General features: G+C 68.1%; 21 protein-coding genes. 10 read left to right on the top strand and 11 right to left on the bottom strand.

Annotation, left to right across the window (positions count from 1 at the left end; translation table 11 throughout):
• Positions 1-128: 128 nt before the first annotated feature.
• From gltX to folC, 6 genes are all read right to left on the bottom strand, one after another.
• Positions 129-1,547: a glutamate--tRNA ligase gene (gene gltX / locus B2J89_RS12935; protein ID WP_169169501.1), complete on the bottom strand. Its 1,419-nt coding sequence runs from the start codon at positions 1,545-1,547 to the stop codon at positions 129-131.
• A complete protein-coding gene (locus B2J89_RS12940) occupies positions 1,544-2,755 on the bottom strand; it encodes an O-succinylhomoserine sulfhydrylase (RefSeq protein WP_169169502.1) in 1,212 nt (403 codons plus the stop codon). Before B2J89_RS12940 ends, gltX begins: the two co-directional genes overlap by 4 nt.
• Before the next feature lie 36 nt (positions 2,756-2,791).
• The gene (gene purF / locus B2J89_RS12945; protein WP_169169503.1) at positions 2,792-4,297 is read right to left on the bottom strand and encodes an amidophosphoribosyltransferase; all 1,506 of its coding nucleotides are present in this window, start codon (positions 4,295-4,297) and stop codon (positions 2,792-2,794) included.
• Between the two features lie 87 nt (positions 4,298-4,384).
• Positions 4,385-4,873: a CvpA family protein gene (locus tag B2J89_RS12950; RefSeq protein ID WP_169169504.1), complete on the bottom strand. Its 489-nt coding sequence runs from the start codon at positions 4,871-4,873 to the stop codon at positions 4,385-4,387.
• Between the two features lie 16 nt (positions 4,874-4,889).
• On the bottom strand, positions 4,890-5,708 hold the full coding sequence (locus tag B2J89_RS12955) for an SPOR domain-containing protein (protein ID WP_169169505.1): 819 nt from the start codon (positions 5,706-5,708) through the stop codon (positions 4,890-4,892).
• A gap of 24 nt (positions 5,709-5,732) precedes the next feature.
• A complete protein-coding gene (folC, locus tag B2J89_RS12960) occupies positions 5,733-7,058 on the bottom strand; it encodes a bifunctional tetrahydrofolate synthase/dihydrofolate synthase (RefSeq protein ID WP_169169506.1) in 1,326 nt (441 codons plus the stop codon).
• A gap of 36 nt (positions 7,059-7,094) precedes the next feature.
• On the opposite strand from folC, the gene B2J89_RS12965 reads away from it, so the two are divergent.
• The 5 genes from B2J89_RS12965 to B2J89_RS12985 all read left to right on the top strand — a co-directional run bounded on the left by B2J89_RS12965 (position 7,095) and on the right by B2J89_RS12985 (position 10,796).
• A complete protein-coding gene (locus B2J89_RS12965; RefSeq protein WP_205763821.1) occupies positions 7,095-7,493 on the top strand; it encodes an arsenate reductase in 399 nt (132 codons plus the stop codon).
• 128 nt (positions 7,494-7,621) lie between these two features.
• Positions 7,622-8,317: a glycine zipper 2TM domain-containing protein gene (locus B2J89_RS12970; protein WP_169169508.1), complete on the top strand. Its 696-nt coding sequence runs from the start codon at positions 7,622-7,624 to the stop codon at positions 8,315-8,317.
• A 136-nt stretch (positions 8,318-8,453) separates the two neighbouring features.
• The gene (locus B2J89_RS12975; protein WP_169169509.1) at positions 8,454-8,771 is read left to right on the top strand and encodes a pyrimidine/purine nucleoside phosphorylase; all 318 of its coding nucleotides are present in this window, start codon (positions 8,454-8,456) and stop codon (positions 8,769-8,771) included.
• Between the two features lie 83 nt (positions 8,772-8,854).
• Positions 8,855-10,195, top strand: coding sequence for an argininosuccinate synthase (gene argG / locus B2J89_RS12980; protein ID WP_169169510.1), 1,341 nt, complete (start codon positions 8,855-8,857; stop codon positions 10,193-10,195).
• Positions 10,196-10,430: 235 nt separating this feature from the next.
• Complete coding sequence (locus B2J89_RS12985; RefSeq protein ID WP_169169511.1) at positions 10,431-10,796, top strand: SPW repeat protein; 366 nt, start codon at positions 10,431-10,433, stop codon at positions 10,794-10,796.
• A gap of 122 nt (positions 10,797-10,918) precedes the next feature.
• On the opposite strand, the gene murB is transcribed toward B2J89_RS12985, so the two are convergent.
• Positions 10,919-11,992: a UDP-N-acetylmuramate dehydrogenase gene (gene murB, locus B2J89_RS12990; RefSeq protein WP_169169512.1), complete on the bottom strand. Its 1,074-nt coding sequence runs from the start codon at positions 11,990-11,992 to the stop codon at positions 10,919-10,921.
• A gap of 57 nt (positions 11,993-12,049) precedes the next feature.
• Here murB and B2J89_RS12995 point away from each other — a divergent pair, with 57 nt between their 5' ends.
• Genes B2J89_RS12995 through B2J89_RS13005 form a run of 3 tightly spaced genes read left to right on the top strand, consistent with a single transcriptional unit; the run spans position 12,050 to position 14,193 of the window.
• Entirely contained in the window at positions 12,050-12,535 is a 486-nt protein-coding gene (locus tag B2J89_RS12995; RefSeq protein ID WP_169169513.1) for a YajQ family cyclic di-GMP-binding protein, read from the top strand.
• Between the two features lie 17 nt (positions 12,536-12,552).
• Complete coding sequence (locus tag B2J89_RS13000) at positions 12,553-13,191, top strand: TIGR02281 family clan AA aspartic protease (protein ID WP_169169514.1); 639 nt, start codon at positions 12,553-12,555, stop codon at positions 13,189-13,191.
• A 6-nt stretch (positions 13,192-13,197) separates the two neighbouring features.
• Positions 13,198-14,193, top strand: a complete 996-nt coding sequence (locus tag B2J89_RS13005; protein ID WP_169169515.1) for an HD-GYP domain-containing protein — start codon at positions 13,198-13,200, stop codon at positions 14,191-14,193.
• A gap of 30 nt (positions 14,194-14,223) precedes the next feature.
• On the opposite strand, the gene B2J89_RS13010 is transcribed toward B2J89_RS13005, so the two are convergent.
• The 4 genes from B2J89_RS13010 to B2J89_RS13025 form a co-directional block, all read right to left on the bottom strand.
• Positions 14,224-15,195, bottom strand: a complete 972-nt coding sequence (locus B2J89_RS13010; RefSeq protein WP_169169516.1) for an LD-carboxypeptidase — start codon at positions 15,193-15,195, stop codon at positions 14,224-14,226.
• Positions 15,196-15,267: 72 nt separating this feature from the next.
• Positions 15,268-16,665, bottom strand: a complete 1,398-nt coding sequence (tadA, locus tag B2J89_RS13015) for a tRNA adenosine(34) deaminase TadA (RefSeq protein ID WP_169169517.1) — start codon at positions 16,663-16,665, stop codon at positions 15,268-15,270.
• 66 nt (positions 16,666-16,731) lie between these two features.
• Entirely contained in the window at positions 16,732-16,965 is a 234-nt protein-coding gene (locus tag B2J89_RS13020; RefSeq protein WP_169169518.1) for a hypothetical protein, read from the bottom strand.
• A 1-nt stretch (position 16,966) separates the two neighbouring features.
• A complete protein-coding gene (locus B2J89_RS13025) occupies positions 16,967-17,596 on the bottom strand; it encodes an FMN-binding negative transcriptional regulator (RefSeq protein WP_169169519.1) in 630 nt (209 codons plus the stop codon).
• A 199-nt stretch (positions 17,597-17,795) separates the two neighbouring features.
• Here B2J89_RS13025 and B2J89_RS13030 point away from each other — a divergent pair, with 199 nt between their 5' ends.
• Positions 17,796-19,229: an aldehyde dehydrogenase family protein gene (locus tag B2J89_RS13030; protein ID WP_169169520.1), complete on the top strand. Its 1,434-nt coding sequence runs from the start codon at positions 17,796-17,798 to the stop codon at positions 19,227-19,229.
• Between the two features lie 91 nt (positions 19,230-19,320).
• Positions 19,321-19,858 (top strand): DUF2889 domain-containing protein (locus tag B2J89_RS13035; protein WP_169169521.1); only part of this gene is annotated, 538 nt, incomplete at its 3' end.

The following is a 19,858-nucleotide window of genomic DNA, read 5'->3' on the forward strand; positions in this document are numbered from 1 at the left end:
CGGGATCGAACCGATGACCTCTTGCATGCCATGCAAGCGCTCTCCCAGCTGAGCTATACCCCCCAGCGAATCACGATCAACCTATTGTTTGCCGCGATCACCTGAGCCTTGAATTATAGACAGGTTTTTCAGCGCTTTTGCAATCTTGCAGCAACTTTTTCTCTGCCCATCAATTCCAGCACCGCATCCACCGAGGGCGTATGCGCGGTGCCGGCCACCAGCACGCGCACCGGCATCGCCAGCTGCGGCATCTTCAAGGCGTGGTCCGCCAGCACCTGCTTGAAGGCCGCGCCGATGGCCTGCCGATCCCAGGCGCAGTCCTGCAGCGCCTGCACCAGGCCGTCCAGTGCGGGGGCCACCGTGCCCGTAACATGCTTTTCGCGCTCTTCGGTCGCGGCGTCTACCGCCTCGCTGTAAAACACATGGGCCCAGTCGGCCAGCGCCACCGTGGTGTCGCAGCGGTCCTTGAACAACGCGCAGATGCGCGGCAAGCGGCCGTCCGCCAGGTCTGCGGCGGCGATGCCTCGCTTCTCCAGCTGCGGTGCCACCAGCGCGGCCAGTGCGTCGTCGTGCATGGCCTTGAGGTGCTGGGCGTTGACCCAGCGCAGCTTGGCTTCGTCGAACTGCGCGGCGCTGCGACCGAGGTGGTCCAGGTTGAACCACTGCAGGAACTGTTCGCGGCTGAAGATCTCGTCGTCGCCATGGCTCCAGCCCAGGCGTGCCAGGTAGTTCACCATGGCTTCGGGCAGATAGCCCTCGTCGCGGTACTGGGTCACCGGCTTGGCGCCGTTGCGTTTGCTCATCTTCTCGCCCTGTTCGTTGAGCACGGTGGGCAGGTGGGCGTAGACCGGCGGCTCCTTGCCGAGGGCGCGGAAGATGTTGATCTGTCGGGGCGTGTTGTTGACATGGTCATCGCCGCGGATCACATGCGTGATGGCCATGTCGATGTCGTCCACGACCACGCAGAAGTTGTAGGTGGGCGTGCCGTCGGGGCGCGCGATCACCAGATCGTCGAGTTCATCGTTGCGGATTTCGATGCGCCCCTTGACCTTGTCGTCCCAGGCCACCACGCCGCCCTGTGGATTCTTGAAGCGCAGCACAGGCTGCACGCCCGCAGGCACGGGCGGCAGCGTCTTGCCAGACTCGGGCCGCCAGGTGCCGTCATAGCGCGGCTTCTCCTTGGCGGCCATTTGTGCCTCGCGCAAGGCGTCGAGTTCGGCCACGCCCATGTAGCACGGATACACATGCCCGGCCGCCTGCAGCTGCGCCAGCACTTCCTTGTAGCGGTCCATGCGCTGCATCTGGTAGAACGGCCCCTCGTCGGGGTCCATGCCCAGCCAGTGCATGCCCTCAAGGATCACGTCCACCGCCGCCTGCGAGGAGCGTTCGAGGTCCGTGTCCTCGATGCGCAGGATGAAGTCGCCGCCGGTGGCGCGCGCAAATGCCCAGGGGTACAGCGCAGAACGGATATTTCCCAGGTGGATGAAGCCCGTGGGCGACGGTGCAAAGCGCGTGCGCACGCGCGTGGAAGAGGTGTTCTCGGTCATGGCAAGGTGTCCAGACCCCGTGCGAGGTCGGCTTTCAAATCGTCGAGGTGTTCGAGGCCCACGGCCACGCGGATCAGCCCCTGGCCAATGCCGGCCGCCCGGCGCTGCTCTTCGCTGAGGCGCCCGTGCGAGGTGCTGGCGGGGTGGGTGATGGTGGTCTTGGTGTCGCCCAGGTTGGCGGTGATGCTGCACACACGGGTGCTGTCGATCACATGGAAAGCCCGGTCGCGGCCTGCGGCCGCGCCGCTGGCGCGCACATCGAAGGACAGCACAGCGCCGCCCGACCCCGACTGCTGGCGCATGGCCAGGGCGTGCTGCGGGTGGGACGCCAGCCCCGGGTAGTACACGCGCGCCACGGCCGGATGCGCTTCAAGCCATTGCGCCAGGATCAAAGCAGAGTCGCTTTGCGCCTTCACCCGGATGGAAAGCGTCTCCATGCCCTTGAGCACCACCCAGGCGTTGAACGGCGACAGGTTCATGCCGGCGCTGCGCAACAGCGGCGCGAGCTTGTCTTCGATCAGGGCGCGCGGGCCGCACACCGCGCCGGCCATCACGCGGCCTTGGCCATCGAGGAACTTGGTACCCGAATGGATGATCAGGTCGGCGCCCAGGCGTGCGGGCTGCTGCAGCGCGGGCGATGCAAAGCAGTTGTCCACGGCCAGCAGCACGCCGGCCGCATGCGCGATGTCGGCCAGCGCCTCGATGTCGCACAGGTCGGTCAGCGGGTTGGTCGGCGTCTCGGCAAACAGGAGCCGCGTCTCGGGGCGCAGGGCCGCTTTCCAGGCGGCGGTATCGGTCTGCGGCACAAAGGTCGACTGCACGCCAAAGCGTGCAAACTCTCCGCCGATGAGCCGCATGGTCGAGCCGAACATCGACTGCGAGCACACCACATGGTCGCCCGCCTTGAGCAACCCCATGCACATCAGCAAGATCGCCGACATGCCGCTGGCCGTGCCGATCGCCGCCTCCGTGCCCTCCAGCGCCGCCAGGCGCTGCTCGAACGCCGTCACGGTCGGGTTCGAGGTGCGCGAATAGGTATAGCCCTCTTCCTCTCCGGCAAAGCGCCGCGCTGCGGTGGCCGCGTCGGGTTGCACGAAGCTGCTGGTCAGGTAGAGCGCTTCGGAGTTCTCGCCGTAAGCGCTGCGGGGCACCGACTGGCGCACCGCCAGCGTCTCGGGGTGCAGGCCGGGGGGGAGTTCGCGGCTCATTGCGCAGTTCCTTTTTGTATCGGTTCCAGCATGGGCTTATGCGTCCTGCGCGTTCGGCAGGGCCAGGCGCGAAGTGTCTTCATCGCCCTCCTGTGCGCCGACCCGGGTCTGGTTGAGGCGCTCGATATCGCTGGCGTTGATGTCGCCGGTCACATAGACGCCATCAAAGCAGGACGCGTCGAACCCGTCGAGCTCCGGATTGAGCGAGCCAATGGCCTTCTTCATGCCGTCCACGTCCTGGTAGATCAAGGCGTCGCAGCCGATCCATGCGCGCACTTCTTCGACGCTGCGGCCGTGCGCCACCAGTTCGGTGCTGGTCGGCATGTCGATGCCGTACACGTTGGGGTAGCGCACTGGCGGTGCGGCACTGGCCAGATAGACCTTGCGCGCGCCTGCGTCGCGCGCCATCTGCACGATTTCGCGGCTGGTGGTGCCGCGCACGATGGAGTCGTCCACCAGCAGCACGTTGCGGCCTTTGAACTCGCTGGCGATCACATTGAGCTTCTGGCGCACCGACTTCTTGCGCACGCCCTGCCCCGGCATGATGAAGGTGCGGCCCACGTAGCGGTTCTTGACGAACCCTTCGCGGTACGGCACGCCCAGCAAATGCGCCAGTTGCGTGGCGCTGGGACGGCTCGACTCCGGAATGGGAATGATCACGTCGATTTCGCTGGGCGGCACGGTGGAGACCACGCGCTTGGCCAGGGCTTCGCCGAGGTTCAGCCGCGCCTGGTAGACGGAGATACCGTCGAGTGCGGAGTCGGGTCGCGCCAGGTAGACGAACTCGAAAATGCAGGGCTGCAACCGGGGCGCCTCTGCGCACTGCTGCGCATGCACCTGCCCGTCCAGCGCGACGAAAATCGCCTCGCCCGGAGCGATGTTGCGTTCAAACACATGGCCCGTGCCCTCCAGGGCCACCGACTCGCTGCCGACCATGACCGTGCCGTCCGGACCACGCCCCATGGCCAACGGGCGGATGCCGTGCGGATCGCGGAATGCCACCAGGCCGTGACCGGCAATCAGGGCGATGACGGCGTACGAACCCTTGATGCGCTGGTGCACGGCACGCACGGCGGCAAACACGTCGTCGGGCTGCAGAGGAACGCCGCGCGTGGCGCGCTCGAGCTCGTGCGCAAACACATTGAGCAGGACTTCGGAGTCGCTGTCGGTGTTGGTGTGGCGGTGGTCGGTCGAGAACAGCTCGGCGCGCAGGGCCTGCGCATTGGTCAGGTTGCCGTTGTGCACCAGCACGATGCCAAAAGGCGCGTTCACATAGAAGGGCTGCGCCTCTTCTTCGCTGTAGGCATTGCCCGCCGTGGGGTAGCGCACCTGGCCCAGCCCGGCGTTGCCCGGCAGCGCGCGCATGTTGCGCGTGCGAAACACGTCGCGCACCATGCCCTTGGCCTTGTGCATGAAGAACTTGCGTCCCTGCTGGGTCACGATGCCGGCGGCATCCTGGCCCCGGTGCTGCAGCAGCAGCAGAGCGTCATAGATCAGTTGATTGACGGGGGTCGCACTGACGACACCGACGATTCCACACATAGTTGACTTTCATCCATTGGCGGGGCCAAGCCCGCAAAGCTATGGCAGGCAGCTCGACCGACGGCCGGCGCCCACCCACGAATCCGTTCACAAAGGCAGGTGCCTGCCAAACTCCTCGGGCAGCGCCGGCTTCAATTGCTGGAGCGCCACCGACAACAGGGGCGCGCTGCGCGACTCCTGCCACCAGGCGCCCTCATGCAAGGGCGTCAATTCGACGACCACGGCCACGGCCAGCAGCAAGACCACGGCGCGCAGCACGCCAAACATGCCTCCCAAGGTGCGGTCAGCGGGGCGCAGGCCTGTGGCCTCGACCAACTTCTTGCCCAGCCAGGCGACCAAGCCGCAGGCAAAGATCGCGATCACGAACACCACGACGAAGCCTGCCGCATGGCGCACCGGCCCCTGCACCTCGCCGATGGGCAGCAGCGCCGCCATGTCGGCGGCGAACCACTGCGCCGCGATGAATGCCACCACCCAGCCCAACAGCGACAACACCTCGAACACCAGGCCGCGCCAGGCACCGATCAGCATCGAGGCCAGCAGCACCGCCACAAAAATCCAGTCCAGCGAAGCCATGGGCGAGCGCGCAGATTCACAGCGTGAGGATGGACGCAGGCAAATCCAGCGTCTTGATGCGGGCGGCGGCCTTGTCTGCGTCGCCACGCCCCTCGAACGGTCCCACACGCACACGGGTGCGCTTGCCGTCCTTGGTCTCGACCACCTGCATATAGGTTTTGAGTCCGGCGCGTTCGAGCTTCTGGCGCACTTCGCGCGCCTTGTCGGTGTCGGCAAACGCGCCGATCTGCACAATGAAACGGCCCTCGTCCGCGTGCGCCGTGGCCTGCGCCGTGCGCCCTTCCAACAAGGCGCGCGCACGCGCGGCGTCGTCGCTGTGCACGGCCGACTTGGATTCGGGTTTGGGCTCCGGTTTGAACTCGGCCGCAAGGCGCGGCGGGGCTTTGGGTTCGGTTTTGGGTTCGGGCTTTGCGACCGGCTTGGGCTCGGGCTTGGGTTCGGCCCGCAGCTCTGGCTTGGCCTGCGCCACCGGTGCCTCGGCCGCAGGCTTTCGCGCCTCACGGGCGGGCGTCACCACCTCTTCGCCATCGGCCAGGCTGGCGACATCGGGCGCGCGCGCACTGGGCGCGGGGGCAGCAGGCACCACGAGCGGGGCCACTTTGTTGCGGTCGGGAATCTCGATGGGGGTGTCGACGGGAATCGGGCGGGGCTGCGTATCGAACAGCATGGGAAAACCCACCACGCCCAACAGCACGAGCACGGCCGCCCCGATCAAGCGATGGCGTGCACGCCGGCGCATCACGTCGATGCTCTCGGCGCGTGGGGCACGCGAAGGCTTTGCCGCCTTGTTGCCTTGCCCCTTTTGGCCCGGCCACCGAAACTTGAAAAATGCCATGGAAGTGCGAAAACCCGTGTGGACCTAGTGGTCCATGTGCTTGGCTTGCAGGCGCGGCGTGCCATGTTGCAAAACGCCGCCCACCGTGTAGAACGAGCCAAAGACAATGATTCTATCAGCGGGGTCCGCCGCCGCCACCGCCGCCGCCAGCGCCTCCTCGGGACTGCCATGCGTGCTGCTGGACACGTCGCGCCGCCCGCCCGCCACGATCTGCAGGGCGTTCCACTTCTGCTGCAGCCCCGCCGCCGTTTCGGCGCGCGCTGTGGGCAGGCTGGTGAAATACCAGCGGTCAATCAGCGGCCCCACCTTGGCGAACATGGGCGCCAGGTCCTTGTCGGCCATCGCGCCAAACACCGCGTGCGTGGTCGGGAAATAGCCCATGGCGTCGAGGTTGGCCGTGAGCGCCGCCACAGAGTGCGGGTTGTGCGCCACGTCCAACACCAAGGTGGGCTGGCCCGGAACGATCTGGAAGCGCCCCGGCAGCTCGACCAGGGCCAGGCCGTTGCGCACGGCCTGCGCCGTGACAGGAATGCGGGCGCGCAAGGCCTCGAGCGCCGCCAGCGCGCCGGCGGCATTGACCAGCTGGTTGGCGCCGCGCAATGCCGGATAGGCAAGACCCGCATAACGCCGGCCCCGCCCCGCCCAACTCCACTGCTGTTTGTCGCCCGAAAAATTGAAGTCCTCGCCGAAACGCCACAGGTCTGCATTGATCTCGCGTGCACCGTCGATGACGCTCTGCGGGGGCATGGGGTCGCTGACGACCACGGGGCGCCCGGTGCGCATGATGCCGGCCTTCTCGCGGCCGATGCTCTCGCGGTCCGGGCCCAGGTATTCGACATGGTCCACGTCAATGCTGGTGATGACGGCGCAGTCCGCATCGATGACGTTGGTGGCATCGAGCCGCCCGCCCAGCCCCACCTCCAGGATGGCGACATCGAGCCGCGCGTGGCTCATCAGGCGCAGGATGGCCAGCGTGGTGAATTCGAAGTAGGTCAGCGAGACATCGTTGCCATTTTGCGTTCTGGCGCCCTCCACCGCTGCGAAGTTCGCTATCAAATCAGAAGCACCTACGGATTCGCCATGGATGCGGCAGCGCTCCTCGAAGTGCACCAGGTGCGGCGAGGTGTAGACGCCCGTGCGGTAGCCCGCCTGCAGCGCCACGGCCTCCAGCATGGCGCAGGTCGAGCCCTTGCCATTGGTGCCGGCCACGGTGATCACCGGGCAGTCGAAGCGCAGCGCCATGCGGCGTGCCACCTCGCTGACCCGCTCCAGGCCCATGTCGATGTTCAGGGGGTGCAGGCGCTCGCAGTGGGCGAGCCAGCCTTCCAGGGTATGGATAGTGGTGTGCATACAGGGCACCATTGTCGCCGAGCAGGCGGGTGGCGCATGATGGCGCGCATGAGTACCCCTGACATCACCCTGTACGGTATTGCCAACTGCGACACCGTGAAAAAGTCCCGTGCCTGGTTCACGGCCCAAGGCGTCGAGCACCGCTTCCACGATTTCAAGAAACACGGCGTTCCCGCCGACCGGCTGGCCGACTGGATGGCCGCCCTGGGCTGGGAAAAGCTCGTCAACCGCCAGGGAACCACCTGGCGCAAGCTCGACCCCGCCACCCAGGCCGGCGTGCACGACGCGGCCAGCGCCGGCACCCTGCTGCAGGCCCACGCCAGCGCCATCAAGCGCCCCGTGGTCGAGTGGCGCCACCACGGCGGTGCCCGCACCACAGTGGGCTTCGACCCGGCCCTGTGGGTGCAGTGGCTCTACGGCGGCGCGGCCAGCTGACGCAGCACCGTTCTTTACGCAGATTTACGGTGCGCAAGCCCTGCGTTTGCAGCCAGCGCATAAACTTTTGCCAGGTCTGGCGCGTTAAGAGGCTGTTCAAGCCCGCAAGACCCGAAAGGGGTTCCTTCATGAAAAAACTCGCACTCTTCTCCCTCCTTGCCTGCACCGCTGCGCTTGCGAGCGCACAAGAGCAGGCCCGCGTGCTCTCCTCTACCCCCATCGTGCAGCAGGTGGCGGTGCCGCAGCAGGTGTGCGGCAACGAAACGGTCTACACCGGCCCCCAAACCACGGGCGGCGGCGCGGTGCTGGGCGCCATTGCGGGCGGCGCAGCCGGCAATGCCATTGGCGGCGGCAGCGGCCGCGCGGCGGCGACGGCGCTCGGCGTGATCGGGGGCGCGCTGCTGGGCAACCAGATCGAAGGCAACGGTCGGCCCGCCTACCAGAACGTGCAGCGCTGCAGCACCGAAACCTTCTACGAAAACCGCACCGTGGGCTACACCGTGGTCTATGAGTACGCGGGGCGCCAGTACACCACGCAGACGCAGACCGATCCGGGCCGCACCATCGCCGTGCAGGTCCAGCCCCTGGACAACGGCGCACCCTACGGCCAGACCTATTCCACCCAGCCCGGCCCCTACGGCCCGCCGCAAGGCGCCAGCAGCCAGCCGGGCGTGGTGGTGACGAACGCGGGCTACGGTGCACCCGCCTACCCCGCCGTCTATGGCCCTGCCTATGCACCGGCGCCCGTGTACGTGAACCCGGCGGTTTCCATCGACCTGGGCTTCAGCAGCGGCTGGGGTGGCCACCGCGGCCACTGGCGCTGACGGCAGCAGCAGCCCCTGCCTCCAAGAGCCCGCAGGGGCTCTTTTTTTGTGCCACCGCCGGCCTTGCGCCGCGCGCGCGGCGGCCCTGCGTGCGGTGGCCTAAAATTGCCGGTTTCTCCCTGCCAGCAGCCCTTCCATGACCACCGAAAAAATCGACGGCGTCTCCGTCACCACCCAGGCCAGCGTGTACTTTGACGGCAAATGCGTGAGCCACGGCATCACGTTCCCCGATGGCACGAAGAAATCGGTCGGCGTGGTGCTGCCCGCCACGCTCACCTTCAACACGGGCGCGCCCGAAACCATGGAATGCGTGGCCGGCCGCTGCGAATACCGCCTGGACGGCACGGACGCCTGGCTGGCCAGCGCGCCCGGAGACACATTCAGCATCCCCGGCAATTCCAGGTTCGACATCCGCGTGACCGAGGCCTACCACTACATCTGCCACTTCGGCTGAGCTTCGGCTGCACGCGCGGCGCCCGGTGGCGCCGCCCCTTGGACTGCCCCGCCCCTTTCCGCCACCTCACAGGATCTGCGCCCATGGCCACCATTCTTCAAAACCTTCCCGTCGGCCAAAAGGTCGGCATCGCCTTCTCGGGCGGCCTGGACACCAGCGCCGCCCTGCTGTGGATGAAGCTCAAGGGCGCCCAGCCCTACGCCTACACCGCCAACCTCGGCCAGCCCGACGAGCCCGACTACGACGCCATCCCGCGCAAGGCCGTGGAGTACGGCGCCGAGAAGGCGCGCCTGATCGACTGCCGCACGCAGCTGGCGCACGAAGGCATTGCGGCGCTGCAGGCCGGCGCGTTCCACATCAGCACCGGTGGCCTGACCTACTTCAACACCACGCCGCTGGGCCGCGCCGTCACCGGCACCATGCTGGTCGCCGCGATGAAGGAAGACGACGTCCACATCTGGGGCGACGGCAGCACCTACAAGGGCAACGACATCGAGCGCTTCTACCGCTACGGCCTGCTCACCAACCCGGCGCTGCGCATCTACAAGCCCTGGCTCGACCAGCTGTTCATCGACGAGCTCGGCGGCCGCGCCGAAATGTCGGCCTTCATGACGCAGCACGGCTTTGGCTACAAGATGAGTGCCGAGAAGGCCTACAGCACCGACTCCAACATGCTCGGCGCCACGCACGAGGCCAAGGACCTGGAGTTCCTCAGCAGCGGCATCCGCATCGTCAACCCGATCATGGGCGTGGCGTTCTGGAAGGAAGAAGTCGCCGTCAAGGCCGAGGAAGTCTCGGTGCGCTTTGAAGAAGGCCAGCCCGTGGCGCTCAACGGTGTCGAGTTCAACGACCCGGTCGAGCTGATCCTAGAAGCCAACCGCATAGGCGGCCGCCACGGCCTCGGGATGAGCGACCAGATCGAGAACCGCATCATCGAAGCCAAGAGCCGCGGCATCTACGAGGCCCCGGGCCTGGCGCTGCTGCACATCGCCTACGAGCGCCTGGTCACGGGCATCCACAACGAGGACACCATCGAGCAGTACCGCATGAACGGCCTCAAGCTCGGCCGCCTGCTCTACCAGGGCCGCTGGTTCGACCCGCAGGCCATCATGCTGCGCGAAACCGCCCAGCGCTGGGTGGCGCGCGCCGTCACCGGCACCGTGACGCTGGAGCTGCGCCGTGGCAACGACTATTCGCTGCTCAACACCGAAAGCCCCAACCTGACCTACCACCCCGAGCGCCTGTCGATGGAAAAGGTCGAAGATGCGCCGTTTTCGCCGCTGGACCGCATCGGCCAGCTGACCATGCGCAACCTCGACATCGTGGACACGCGCGCCAAGCTCGGCATCTACGCGGGCGCGGGCCTGCTGTCGCTGGGCGGCGATGCGGCGCTGGCGCAGCTGGGCAATGGCGACAAAAACTGAACCTGCGACCTGCGGATGCACAGCCAAATTAGCCTCTAGCCCTTGTCCAGACAGCGCTGACAGCTATTGAAATAGAAGCGTTTGCCGCAACGCCTCGACCGCCCCGCCACTTGGCCGGGCGGTTTTTTATTTTGGGATGGTGCCTGGCGAGCCCCCGGCAGATGGAACCCGCACGCCGGCCTGCCAGTCCAACCAGAAGCCGCCAAGCGTGTTTGCGGCGGCGGGAGGTGGAACCATGAAGCAAGTGAAACACTGGCAAGACCCGGTCAACGCGCTGTTGGGCGCCTGGCTTGCGTTGTCACCGTGGGTACTGGGCTTTCAGAACCAGATGGCGCCCACGGCCAACGGTGTGGTCGTCGGGGTGGCCCTGATCGCCGCCGCGCTCGGCGCGTATTTCCTGCCACGCGCCTGGGAAGAGTGGACCGAAGGCGTGCTGGGCCTGTGGATGGTGGCGTCGCCGTGGGTGCTGGGTTTCAGCACGAACCACAACGCCATGGTCAATGCCGTCGTCTCGGGCATCGCCGTCGCGCTGCTGGCCCTGTGGGTGCTGGCGACCGATGCGGACTACCGACCCTGGGGGCATGACCGCACTGCGCAATGACGGCGCGCTCCATGAAAAAACCGCCTTCGAGCGGTTTTTTCATGGCCATTTTGGCCTCTAACGCTGATGAAGAAAGCGTTAGCAGCTATGCAAAGAGGAGCATTCTGGTGCGTTGCAGCGCCTCACACCACCACCGGCTCGGGCTCGAGCCGGATGCCAAAGCGCTCGTAGACGCTGGTCTGGATAGCCTTGGCCAGCGTCATCACCTCGCCGCCGGTCACGCTGCTTTCGCCGCGGCCGCGGTTGACCAGCACCAGGGCCTGCTTTTCGTACACCGCGGCCTGGCCCACGGTCTTGCCCTTCCAGCCGCAGGCGTCGATGAGCCAGCCCGCGGCGAGCTTGATGCGGCCGTCGGGCAGCGCGTAGTGCACGATCTTCGGGTCGCGCGCGATGATGTCTGCGCACTGCTCGGGCGTCACCGTCGGGTTCTTAAAGAAACTGCCGGCGTTGCCGAGCACCGCCGGGTCGGGCAGCTTGGCGCGCCGGATGGCGCAGACCCAGTCGAAAATCTGCTGCGCCGTGGGCTGTGCGACGCCGGCCTCGGCGGCGCGGCGCTCGAGCTCGACATAGCCCAGCTCCGGCTTCCAGGGCTTGGGCAGCCGAAAGCGCACCTGCGTGATGAGCGCGCGCCCGGCCAGGCCCATGCCGCGCGGTAGGCGGCCGGCTTCCCCCGCCTGCACCGGCGCGTGCTTGAAGACCGAATCGCGGTAGCCAAACGCGCACTGGGCGGCGTCGAGCGTGAAGCCCTGGCCCGTTGCCAGGTCGACCGCGTCGAGCGAGTCGAAGCGGTCCTGCAGCTCGACGCCATAGGCGCCGATGTTCTGCACCGGCGCGGCGCCCACGGTGCCAGGGATCAGCGCCAGGTTTTCCAGGCCCGGCCAGCCCTGCGCGAGCGTCCAGGCGACGGTGTCGTGCCAGGGCTCGCCCGCGCCGGCCTCGACGATCCAGGCGTGCTCGGTTTCCTCTACCAGGCGCCGCCCCCGGATTTCCACCTTCAGCACCACGGGCTTGACGTCGCCCGTGAGCACCACGTTGCTGCCGCCGCCGAGCACGAACACCGGCGCCTGGCCCAACACCGGGTCGGCGCGCAGCGCGGCAATGTCGGCATGGGAGCGCACGCGCACCAGCGTCTCGGCGCGGGCGACGATGCCAAAGGTGTTGTAGGGCTGAAGGGAGGCATTTTTCTCGACTAACATCGGCCGGATTGTCGCACCGGCTCCCGGTGCGGCGCGATTTTTGGGAGAGACCACGCCATGCCATCTTTTGATACCGTTTGTGAAGCCGACTTCGTCGAAGTGAAAAATGCCGTCGAAAACGCGGCCAAGGAAATCGGCACGCGCTTTGACTTCAAGGGCACCTCCGCCGCCGTGGAACTCAAGGACAAGGAGATCACCATGTACGGCGACGCCGAGTTCCAGCTCACGCAGGTCGAAGACCTGCTGCGCGGCAAGCTCACCAAGCGCAATGTGGACGTGCGCTTCCTCGACATCGGCAAGCCGCAGAAGATCGGTGGCGACAAGGTCAAGCAGGTGATCAAGGTGCGCAACGGCATCGAGAGCGAGCTGGCCAAGAAGCTGCAGAGGCTCATCAAGGACAGCAAGATCAAGGTCCAGGCCGCCATCCAGGATGAGAAGGTGCGCATCACCGGCGCCAAGCGCGACGACCTGCAGGCCGCCATGGCGCTGATCCGCAAGGACATTGCCGACATGCCGCTGTCGTTCAACAACTTCCGCGACTGAACTGCGCCGAGCCCGCCATGCGACACCGCCTGCGGCCCCTGCTGGCCTGCGCGCTGCTCTGCCCAGCGGCCGCCATCGCGCAGGCGGTGGCGCTCACGGGCATCCTGGGCAGCAAGGCGCTGCTGGTGGTCGATGGCACGCCACCGCGCGGCATGGCGCCGGGCGACAGCCACCAGGGTGTGAAGGTGGTGTCGGTGGGCCGGGACGACGCCGTGGTCGACCTCGGCGGCGTGCGGCGCACCGTGCGCCTGGGCGAAGCGCCCGTGAGCATCGGCGCGCGCGGCGGCAGCCGGCGCATCGTGCTCACGGCCGACAGCCGCGGGCATTTTGTCAACCAGGGCCAGATCAACGGCCAGGTCATGCAGTTCATGGTCGACACCGGCGCCACCACGGTGGCCATCGGCCAGTCCGACGCCGACCGTATGGGCCTGAGCTACCGCAGCGGCCAGGCCGTGCGCATGGGCATGGCCAACGGCGTGGCCCAGGGCTGGCGCCTCAAGCTCGACTCGGTGCGCATCGGCGACGTGCAGGTGTATGGCGTGGACGCCGTCGTCATGCCCCAGCCCATGCCCTACGTGCTGCTGGGCAACAACTTTCTGACCGAATTCCAGATGAGCCGGGTGAACGACCAGATGGTGCTGGAAAAGCGCCACTGAGGCCCCATGATCTCCCCGGCCCGCACCGCCATCGACGAGGAATACGAAGACCTGCTGAGCCTGTGGTCCGACCTGGAATCGGGCCTGTCGGTGCTGCTGGCACAGCCGGAGCAGGTGCAGGGTTTTGCCGCCAAGGTGCGCCAGTTCGACCGCTGGCTGCAGGACTTGGTGGCGCACGACATCGATGCCTCGCTCTACCTGATGTTCCAGCTCGCCTCGACCTCCACGGTGGGCTACAGCGCTTCGCACGCACTGGTCTGCGCCACGCTGTGCCACATCATGGCGCGCGAATTCGCGCTGCCCGGCCACGAGCGCAACGCCCTGGTGCGCGCCGCCATGACGATGAACATCGGCATGACGGCGCTGCAGGACGAGCTGGCCAATCAGCGCGAACACCCCAACGCCGCGCAGCAAGAGGCCATCCGCCAGCACCCCGAGCTGGGCCTGCTGCTGCTCGAGCGCCTCAACATCACCGACGACCTGTGGCTGGAGCTGGTCGGCCAGCACCACACCAACCTGACCGAGCGCACGCCCCTGGCCGAGATGCTGGACGTCGACCGGCTCACGCGCATCCTGGGCACCATCGACCGCTATGCCGCCATGATCAGCCCGCGCAAGTCGCGCCCGGGCCGCAGCGCCACCGACTCGGTGCGCGCCCTGGTGGGCCAAGAAGTGGACCAGCGCGACGAGGTGGGCTACATGCTGGTGCGCACCGTGGGCCTGTGCCCGCCCGGCACCTTTGTGCGGCTGGACAACGGCGACACCGCGATCGTGCTGCGCCGCAGCCAAAAGGCCAACCAGCCCCTGGTGGCCAGCCTGATCGAGCGCGGCGGCGCCCAGCTGGACCAGCCCCGCCTGTACCCCACGGCCGACGACGGCACGCCGCGCATCCAGTCGGCGCTGGCGCGCACCGCCGTCACCGTCGAGCTCAACCACCGCACCATGGTGCGCCTGGGGCTGTACGCCGCCCAGCGCAGCGCCCCCCTGGCCACGCAGCCCTGAAAACCCGTGGTGCCGCCGCGCGGCGCCGTGTCAGTGCGCGTGGCCCCAGTACAGCAGCGCGTCGCGCCCCTGCACCGACAGCTCCACCTCGCGGCCCACGGGCAGCAGCACCTTGGTGTCCACGTGGCCGTAAGGCAGATTGGTCAGCACCGGCGCGGCGATCCGGCTGCGCAGCCAGTCGACCACCGTCTGCAGCTTGTAGCCCTTGTCGTGCGGCGCCAACTGGTACTGGGTGAACTGGCCGAAGACTACCGCCTTCTGCTGCGCCAGCACGCCGGCGTGCAGCAGCTGCGTGAGCAGGCGCTCGACGCGGAAGGGGTGCTCGTTCACGTCCTCGATGAACAGGATGCCGCCCGACACCTGCGGCAGGTAGGGCGTGCCGACCAGTGAGGCCAGCACCGCCAGGTTGCCGCCCCACAGGCGCGCGGAGGGAAGCTCGAACTCCAGCGGCGGCGCCGCCTCGGCGGTTTTTTCGCGCGGCATGCGCCAGCCCGTGCCTTCGCCGTGGCCTGAGAGCAGGTCGTCAAAGCAGGCTTCCATGATGTCGTCGGGCAGCCCTCGGGTGCCGAAGTCCGGGCACAGCGCCGGCCCGGCCCAGGTCACGGCGCCGGTCTGCGCCAGCACGGCGTTCTGGAAGGCTGTGAAGTCGCTCACGCCGACGAACAGCATGCCTTTGTCGACGGCGCGTGCCACGGCCGCATAGTCGATGCCCGGCAGGATGCGCGTGAGGCCGTAGCCGCCGCGCGAGATCAGCGCCACATCGGCGCCGCTGGCGGCCGCGCGGTGGATGGCCGCCAGGCGCGTGGCGTCGTCGCCGGCAAAGCGCGTGTGGATGGCCAGCGCGTCGGCGTCGATCTCGACCTCGTGGCCCAGCTTTTGCAGCCGTTTGACGCCGCGCCGGAACGCCGCCTTGTCGCGCACCGCGCTCGAGGGGGAATAGATGTAGATGTGCTTGGGGCCGTGGTCGTGGCCGCAGTCGCAGGGGTCGTGGTCAGAAGACAAAACGCTCAGGCCGTGCTGCGGCCTGCTCCGAGAAAAGTGCGGGGCGGGCGGGCCTGTCAGCGCGCCCGGGAGTCAGGAGGCGAAGTATTCCACAGCCTGCCGGGCGATCGCCGCGCCGTGCTCGGGCACGAAGTGGCCGGCCTGCGCCAGCACCACGGGTGGCGGGCATCCGCGCACTGCCTGCTGCAGCTGCCGCATGGCCGCCGGACCGAGCACCGGGTCCTGCGCGCCGACGACGGTCAGGCTGCGGCCGGCCCAGTCGTGCTGCCAGAAATGCCGTGCCGCGCGCGAGAGCGCGGCGCCCGGCGCCTCGGGCGCATCGGGCACCAGCTTCGGGAAGGCGCGCAGCGCGGCGCGGTAGCCCCGGTCGGGGAACGGCGCGTCGTAGGCTGCGCATTCGGCCGCACTCAGATGCGGGTTGCCGCGCGAAAGCAGCCTGCCGACGCCGTACAAGGGCTTTTTCGCGCACATCTCGCGCCAGGCCCAAAAGCCCTGGGGCAGCGGCGCGTCGCCCGTCGCCAGCAGCGTGTTCATGGCCAGCAGGCCGACAAAGCGCCCGGGCAGGGCCATGGGCAGCGTCAGGCCCAGGATGCCGCCCCAGTCCTGCACCACCAGCACCACGCGGCGCAGATCGAGCCGCTCCACCAGCTCCAGCAGCACCTCACGGTGCCATGCGAAGGCATGGAAGGCGTCCCTCTTGGGCTTGTCGCTCTTGCCAAAGCCGATCAGGTCGGGCGCCACGACGCGATGCCCGGCGGCGGTGAACACCGGCAGCATGTGCCGGTACAGGTAGCTCCAGCTCGGGTTGCCGTGCAGGCACAGCCAGGTGAGCGGCGCGTCCTGCGGGCCTTCGTCGAGGTAGTGCAGGCGCAGGCCGCCGAGTGCCGGCAGGTCGCTCACATAGTGCGGCGCCCAGGGGTAGCCGGGCAGGTCGGCAAAGCGTGCCTCGGGCGTGCGCAGTGCGTCGTCGCGCAGCGGGTGCGCGGCCAGCGCCTGGGCGCGCTTTTCGTGGCGGCGCTGGCGGAAAAAATCGCCCAGCAGCGCCGCACATTCGTCCGCCAGCACCCCACCCTGCACCACCGTCTGGTGGTTGAGCTGCGGCGTGGCAAACAGATTGAGCACCGATCCCGCCACGCCGGTCTTGGGGTCGCGCGCGCCGAAGACCACGCGCGGCATGCGCGCGTGCAGCATGGCGCCGCTGCACATGGCGCAGGGCTCGAGCGTGACGTAGAGCGTGCAGTCTTCGAGGCGGTAGTTGCCCAGCCGCTGCGCCGCGGCGCGCAGCGCGACGATCTCGGCGTGCGCCGTTGGGTCGTGTCCCTGCACGGGCGCATTGCGGCCGGTGGCGATGGCCTGGCCCTCCCGCACCACCACCGCGCCCACCGGCACCTCGCCGGCCTGCGCGGCGGCTTGCGCCTCGGCCAGGGCCAGGCGCATCCAGTGCGCATCGGCGTCTGCTTGCGTGCTCATGGGCAATGGTTTTGATAGCTATCAGCGATTACCCCATAAGGGCTGGAGGCCGATTTGACTGGTATTTTATTTTTCATCGTCCGGCAGGGGCCGGGCCTGCTGCACCAGGCCCTCGATGGCCTGCTGGTATTGCTGCTGCACCTGCTGGCTTTGCGCGCGCACGGTGGCCGTGGCCGGCGCATCGGCGGCGGGCTGCAGCACGGGCACGGTGCTGCGCGTAGCCGACACCTGCTTCTTGGCCAGCACGCCGACGATGACCAACGCCAGCAGCAGGGACACGATGCCGAGGGCGGCGCGCATCTCAAGCCTCCTGCGCGGGCACCAGGCCCAGGGTCTGCATCCAGTCCGCCAGCGCCTGGGCGCCGAGGCCGCCCTGCCGGTACGCCTGGTACATGGCGGCGTGCGCTTCTTTGCGGTGCTGGTTGAGCTTGAGCGCGCACTGCAGCTCGGTCACGCGCAGCTCGAAGGCCACGATGCCGGCCAGCATCCTGTGCGCGAAGTCCTCGTCCAGCGCGCGCCACTGCGCCACATAGGGCGGCTCGTGGTCGCCGATCAGCGCCTTGAGCAGCGCGTCCTTGGCGGCCGGCTGCTCGACCAGCGTAGCCTGCACCCGGCAGTGCACGGCCAGGTAGTTCCAGGTGGGCACGCGCGCCAGGTCGGGGTAGACCGTGGGCGACAGGTAGGCGTGCGGCCCCATGAAAGTGACCAGCGCCTGGGGCCGCGCCTGCAGGTAGCGCCAGTGCGGGTTGGCCTTGGCGCAGTGGCCCAGCAGCACCAGGCCGTCCGCGCGCTCCTGCAGGTGCAGCGGCAGGTGGCTGACGCACGGAAAGCCCCCGTCGTCGGTGGACACCAGGCTGGCCAGCGGGTGGGCGCGCATCAGCGCGTGCGCATGGGCGGGGTCGGTGGAGCGGAACTGGGCGGGCAGGTACATGGCGGACTTTTTCCTTGAGCCGCCACTGTATCGGCAAAACCGGTGGCCCACGGCGGTGCGGCGCCGGCGCTGCCCGCGCGCCCCCGGGCGCCGGTGTGAACTATCAAATCGATAGCTTTCAGCGCAGCACCACCAAGCGATTCCGCCACTTTTGGCCGCAGGATAGGACCGTTTCCGCCATTTGCCGCACAATTGGTTCATGCAGCTCAACTTCATCGCCAACGCCTCCATGGCCTCCGCCAGCGGCCGCACGCTGGCCGTGCTGGACCCGTCCGACGGACAGCCCTTCGACGAGCTGCAGCGCAGCAATGCCCAGGACATCGACCAGGCCGTGCACGCGGCGCGCCAGTGCTTTGACGCCGTCTGGCTCAAGACCAGCGCCGCCGAGCGCGGCCGCCTGCTGATGCGCCTGTCCCACAAGGTGGCCGAGCACGCCGAAGAACTGGCCGCCATCGAGCAGCGCGACTGCGGCAAGCCCACCAAGCAGGCCCGCGCCGATGCGCTGGCACTGGCGCGCTACTTCGAGTTCTACGCCGGCGCCTGCGACAAGCTGCACGGCGAGACCCTGCCCTACCAGGACGGCTATAGCGTGCTGACCTGGCGCGAGCCGCACGGCGTCACGGGCCACATCGTGCCCTGGAACTACCCGATGCAGATCTTCGGCCGCAGCGTCGGCGGCGCGCTGGCCGCCGGCAATGTCTGCGTGGTCAAGCCCGCCGAGGACGCCTGCCTGAGCCTGCTGCGCGTGGCCCAACTGGCGGCCGAGGTGGGCTTTCCGGCCGGTGCCATCAACATCGTCACCGGCTACGGCCACGAGGTGGGCGACGCGCTCGCGCGCCACCCGGGCATCCAGCACATCAGCTTCACCGGCAGCCCCGGCGTGGGCACGCTGATCCAGCAGGTGGCGGCCGAGCGGCACTGCCCGGTCACGCTCGAGCTGGGCGGCAAGAGCCCGCAGATCATCTTTGCCGACGCCGACCTGAACGCCGCCGTGCCCGTGGTGGTCAACGCCATCGTGCAAAACGCCGGCCAGACCTGCAGCGCGGGCGCGCGCGTGCTGATCGACTCGCTGATCTACGAGCCCCTGCTGGAGCGCCTGGGCCAGGCCTTCGAGCAGCTGCGCGTGGGCCCGGCCGCCCTGGACCTGGACGTGGGCCCGCTGATCCGCCAGAGCCAGCAGCAACGCGTGTGGGACTTCCTGAGCGACGCCCAGGTGGCCGGCATTCCCATGGTGGCCCAGGGCCAGATCGTGGACGAGGCGCCCGAGTCGGGCTTCTACCAGGCGCCCACGCTGCTGCGCGACGTGCCGGTGGACCACCGCCTGGCCCAGGAAGAGATCTTTGGCCCGGTGCTGTGTGCGATGGCCTTTGAAGACGAAGACCACGCCGTCGCACTCGCCAACGCCACGCGCTTTGGCCTGGTGGCCGGCGTATGGACGCGCGACGGCGCGCGCCAATTCCGGGTCGCCAAACGCCTGCACAGCGGCCAGGTCTTCATCAACAACTACGGCGCCGGCGGCGGCGTCGAGCTGCCCTTTGGCGGCGTGAAGTCGTCCGGCTACGGCCGCGAAAAAGGCTTCGAAGCGCTGTACGGCTTCACCACCCTGAAAACCGTGGCCATCCGCCACGGCTGAATGGCCCCCTGCGCGCACCCGCGGCGTCCCGCGCGCCCGGGGTGCGCCCATGCCACCCTCCCCTTGTGTTCGTTGACAAAGCTTTCTGTCCATGCCCCTGAGTCCCCCTGCCCCCCGCACCGCCCGGCACGCCCGCCGGGTCATCTACCAAGGTTTTGAACGCGAAGACGGTCTCTGGGACCTCGAAGGCGAGCTGCACGACAGCAAGATGCACGATGCGCCGGCTCTGCGCGGCGGCGGCATCCGCCGCGCGGGCGAGCCCATCCACCACATGTGGCTGCGCGTGACCGTGAACCGGGTGCTGGTCGTGCAAGCCATCGAGGCGTCCATGGACACCCACCCGCTGCGGGAATGCCCGCAGGCCCGCGCCGCACTGCAGACCATGGTCGGCTGCACCATGGGGCGCGGCTGGCGCCAGGCGATCCAGAAAAACCTGGGCGGCGTGGCCAGCTGCACCCACCTGCGCGAGCTGCTGTTCAACCTGGCCACCGCCGCCTTCCAAACCCTGCCCGCGGCCTTTGCGTCGGCCGACGCCGATGAACCGCCGCGCCACCTGGGCCAATGCACGGGCTGGGACTTCAACGGAGCGGGCGTGAAGGAATACTTCCCCCAGTTCTATGGCCGCGCGA

Source organism: Acidovorax sp. SRB_24 (genome assembly GCF_012931925.1).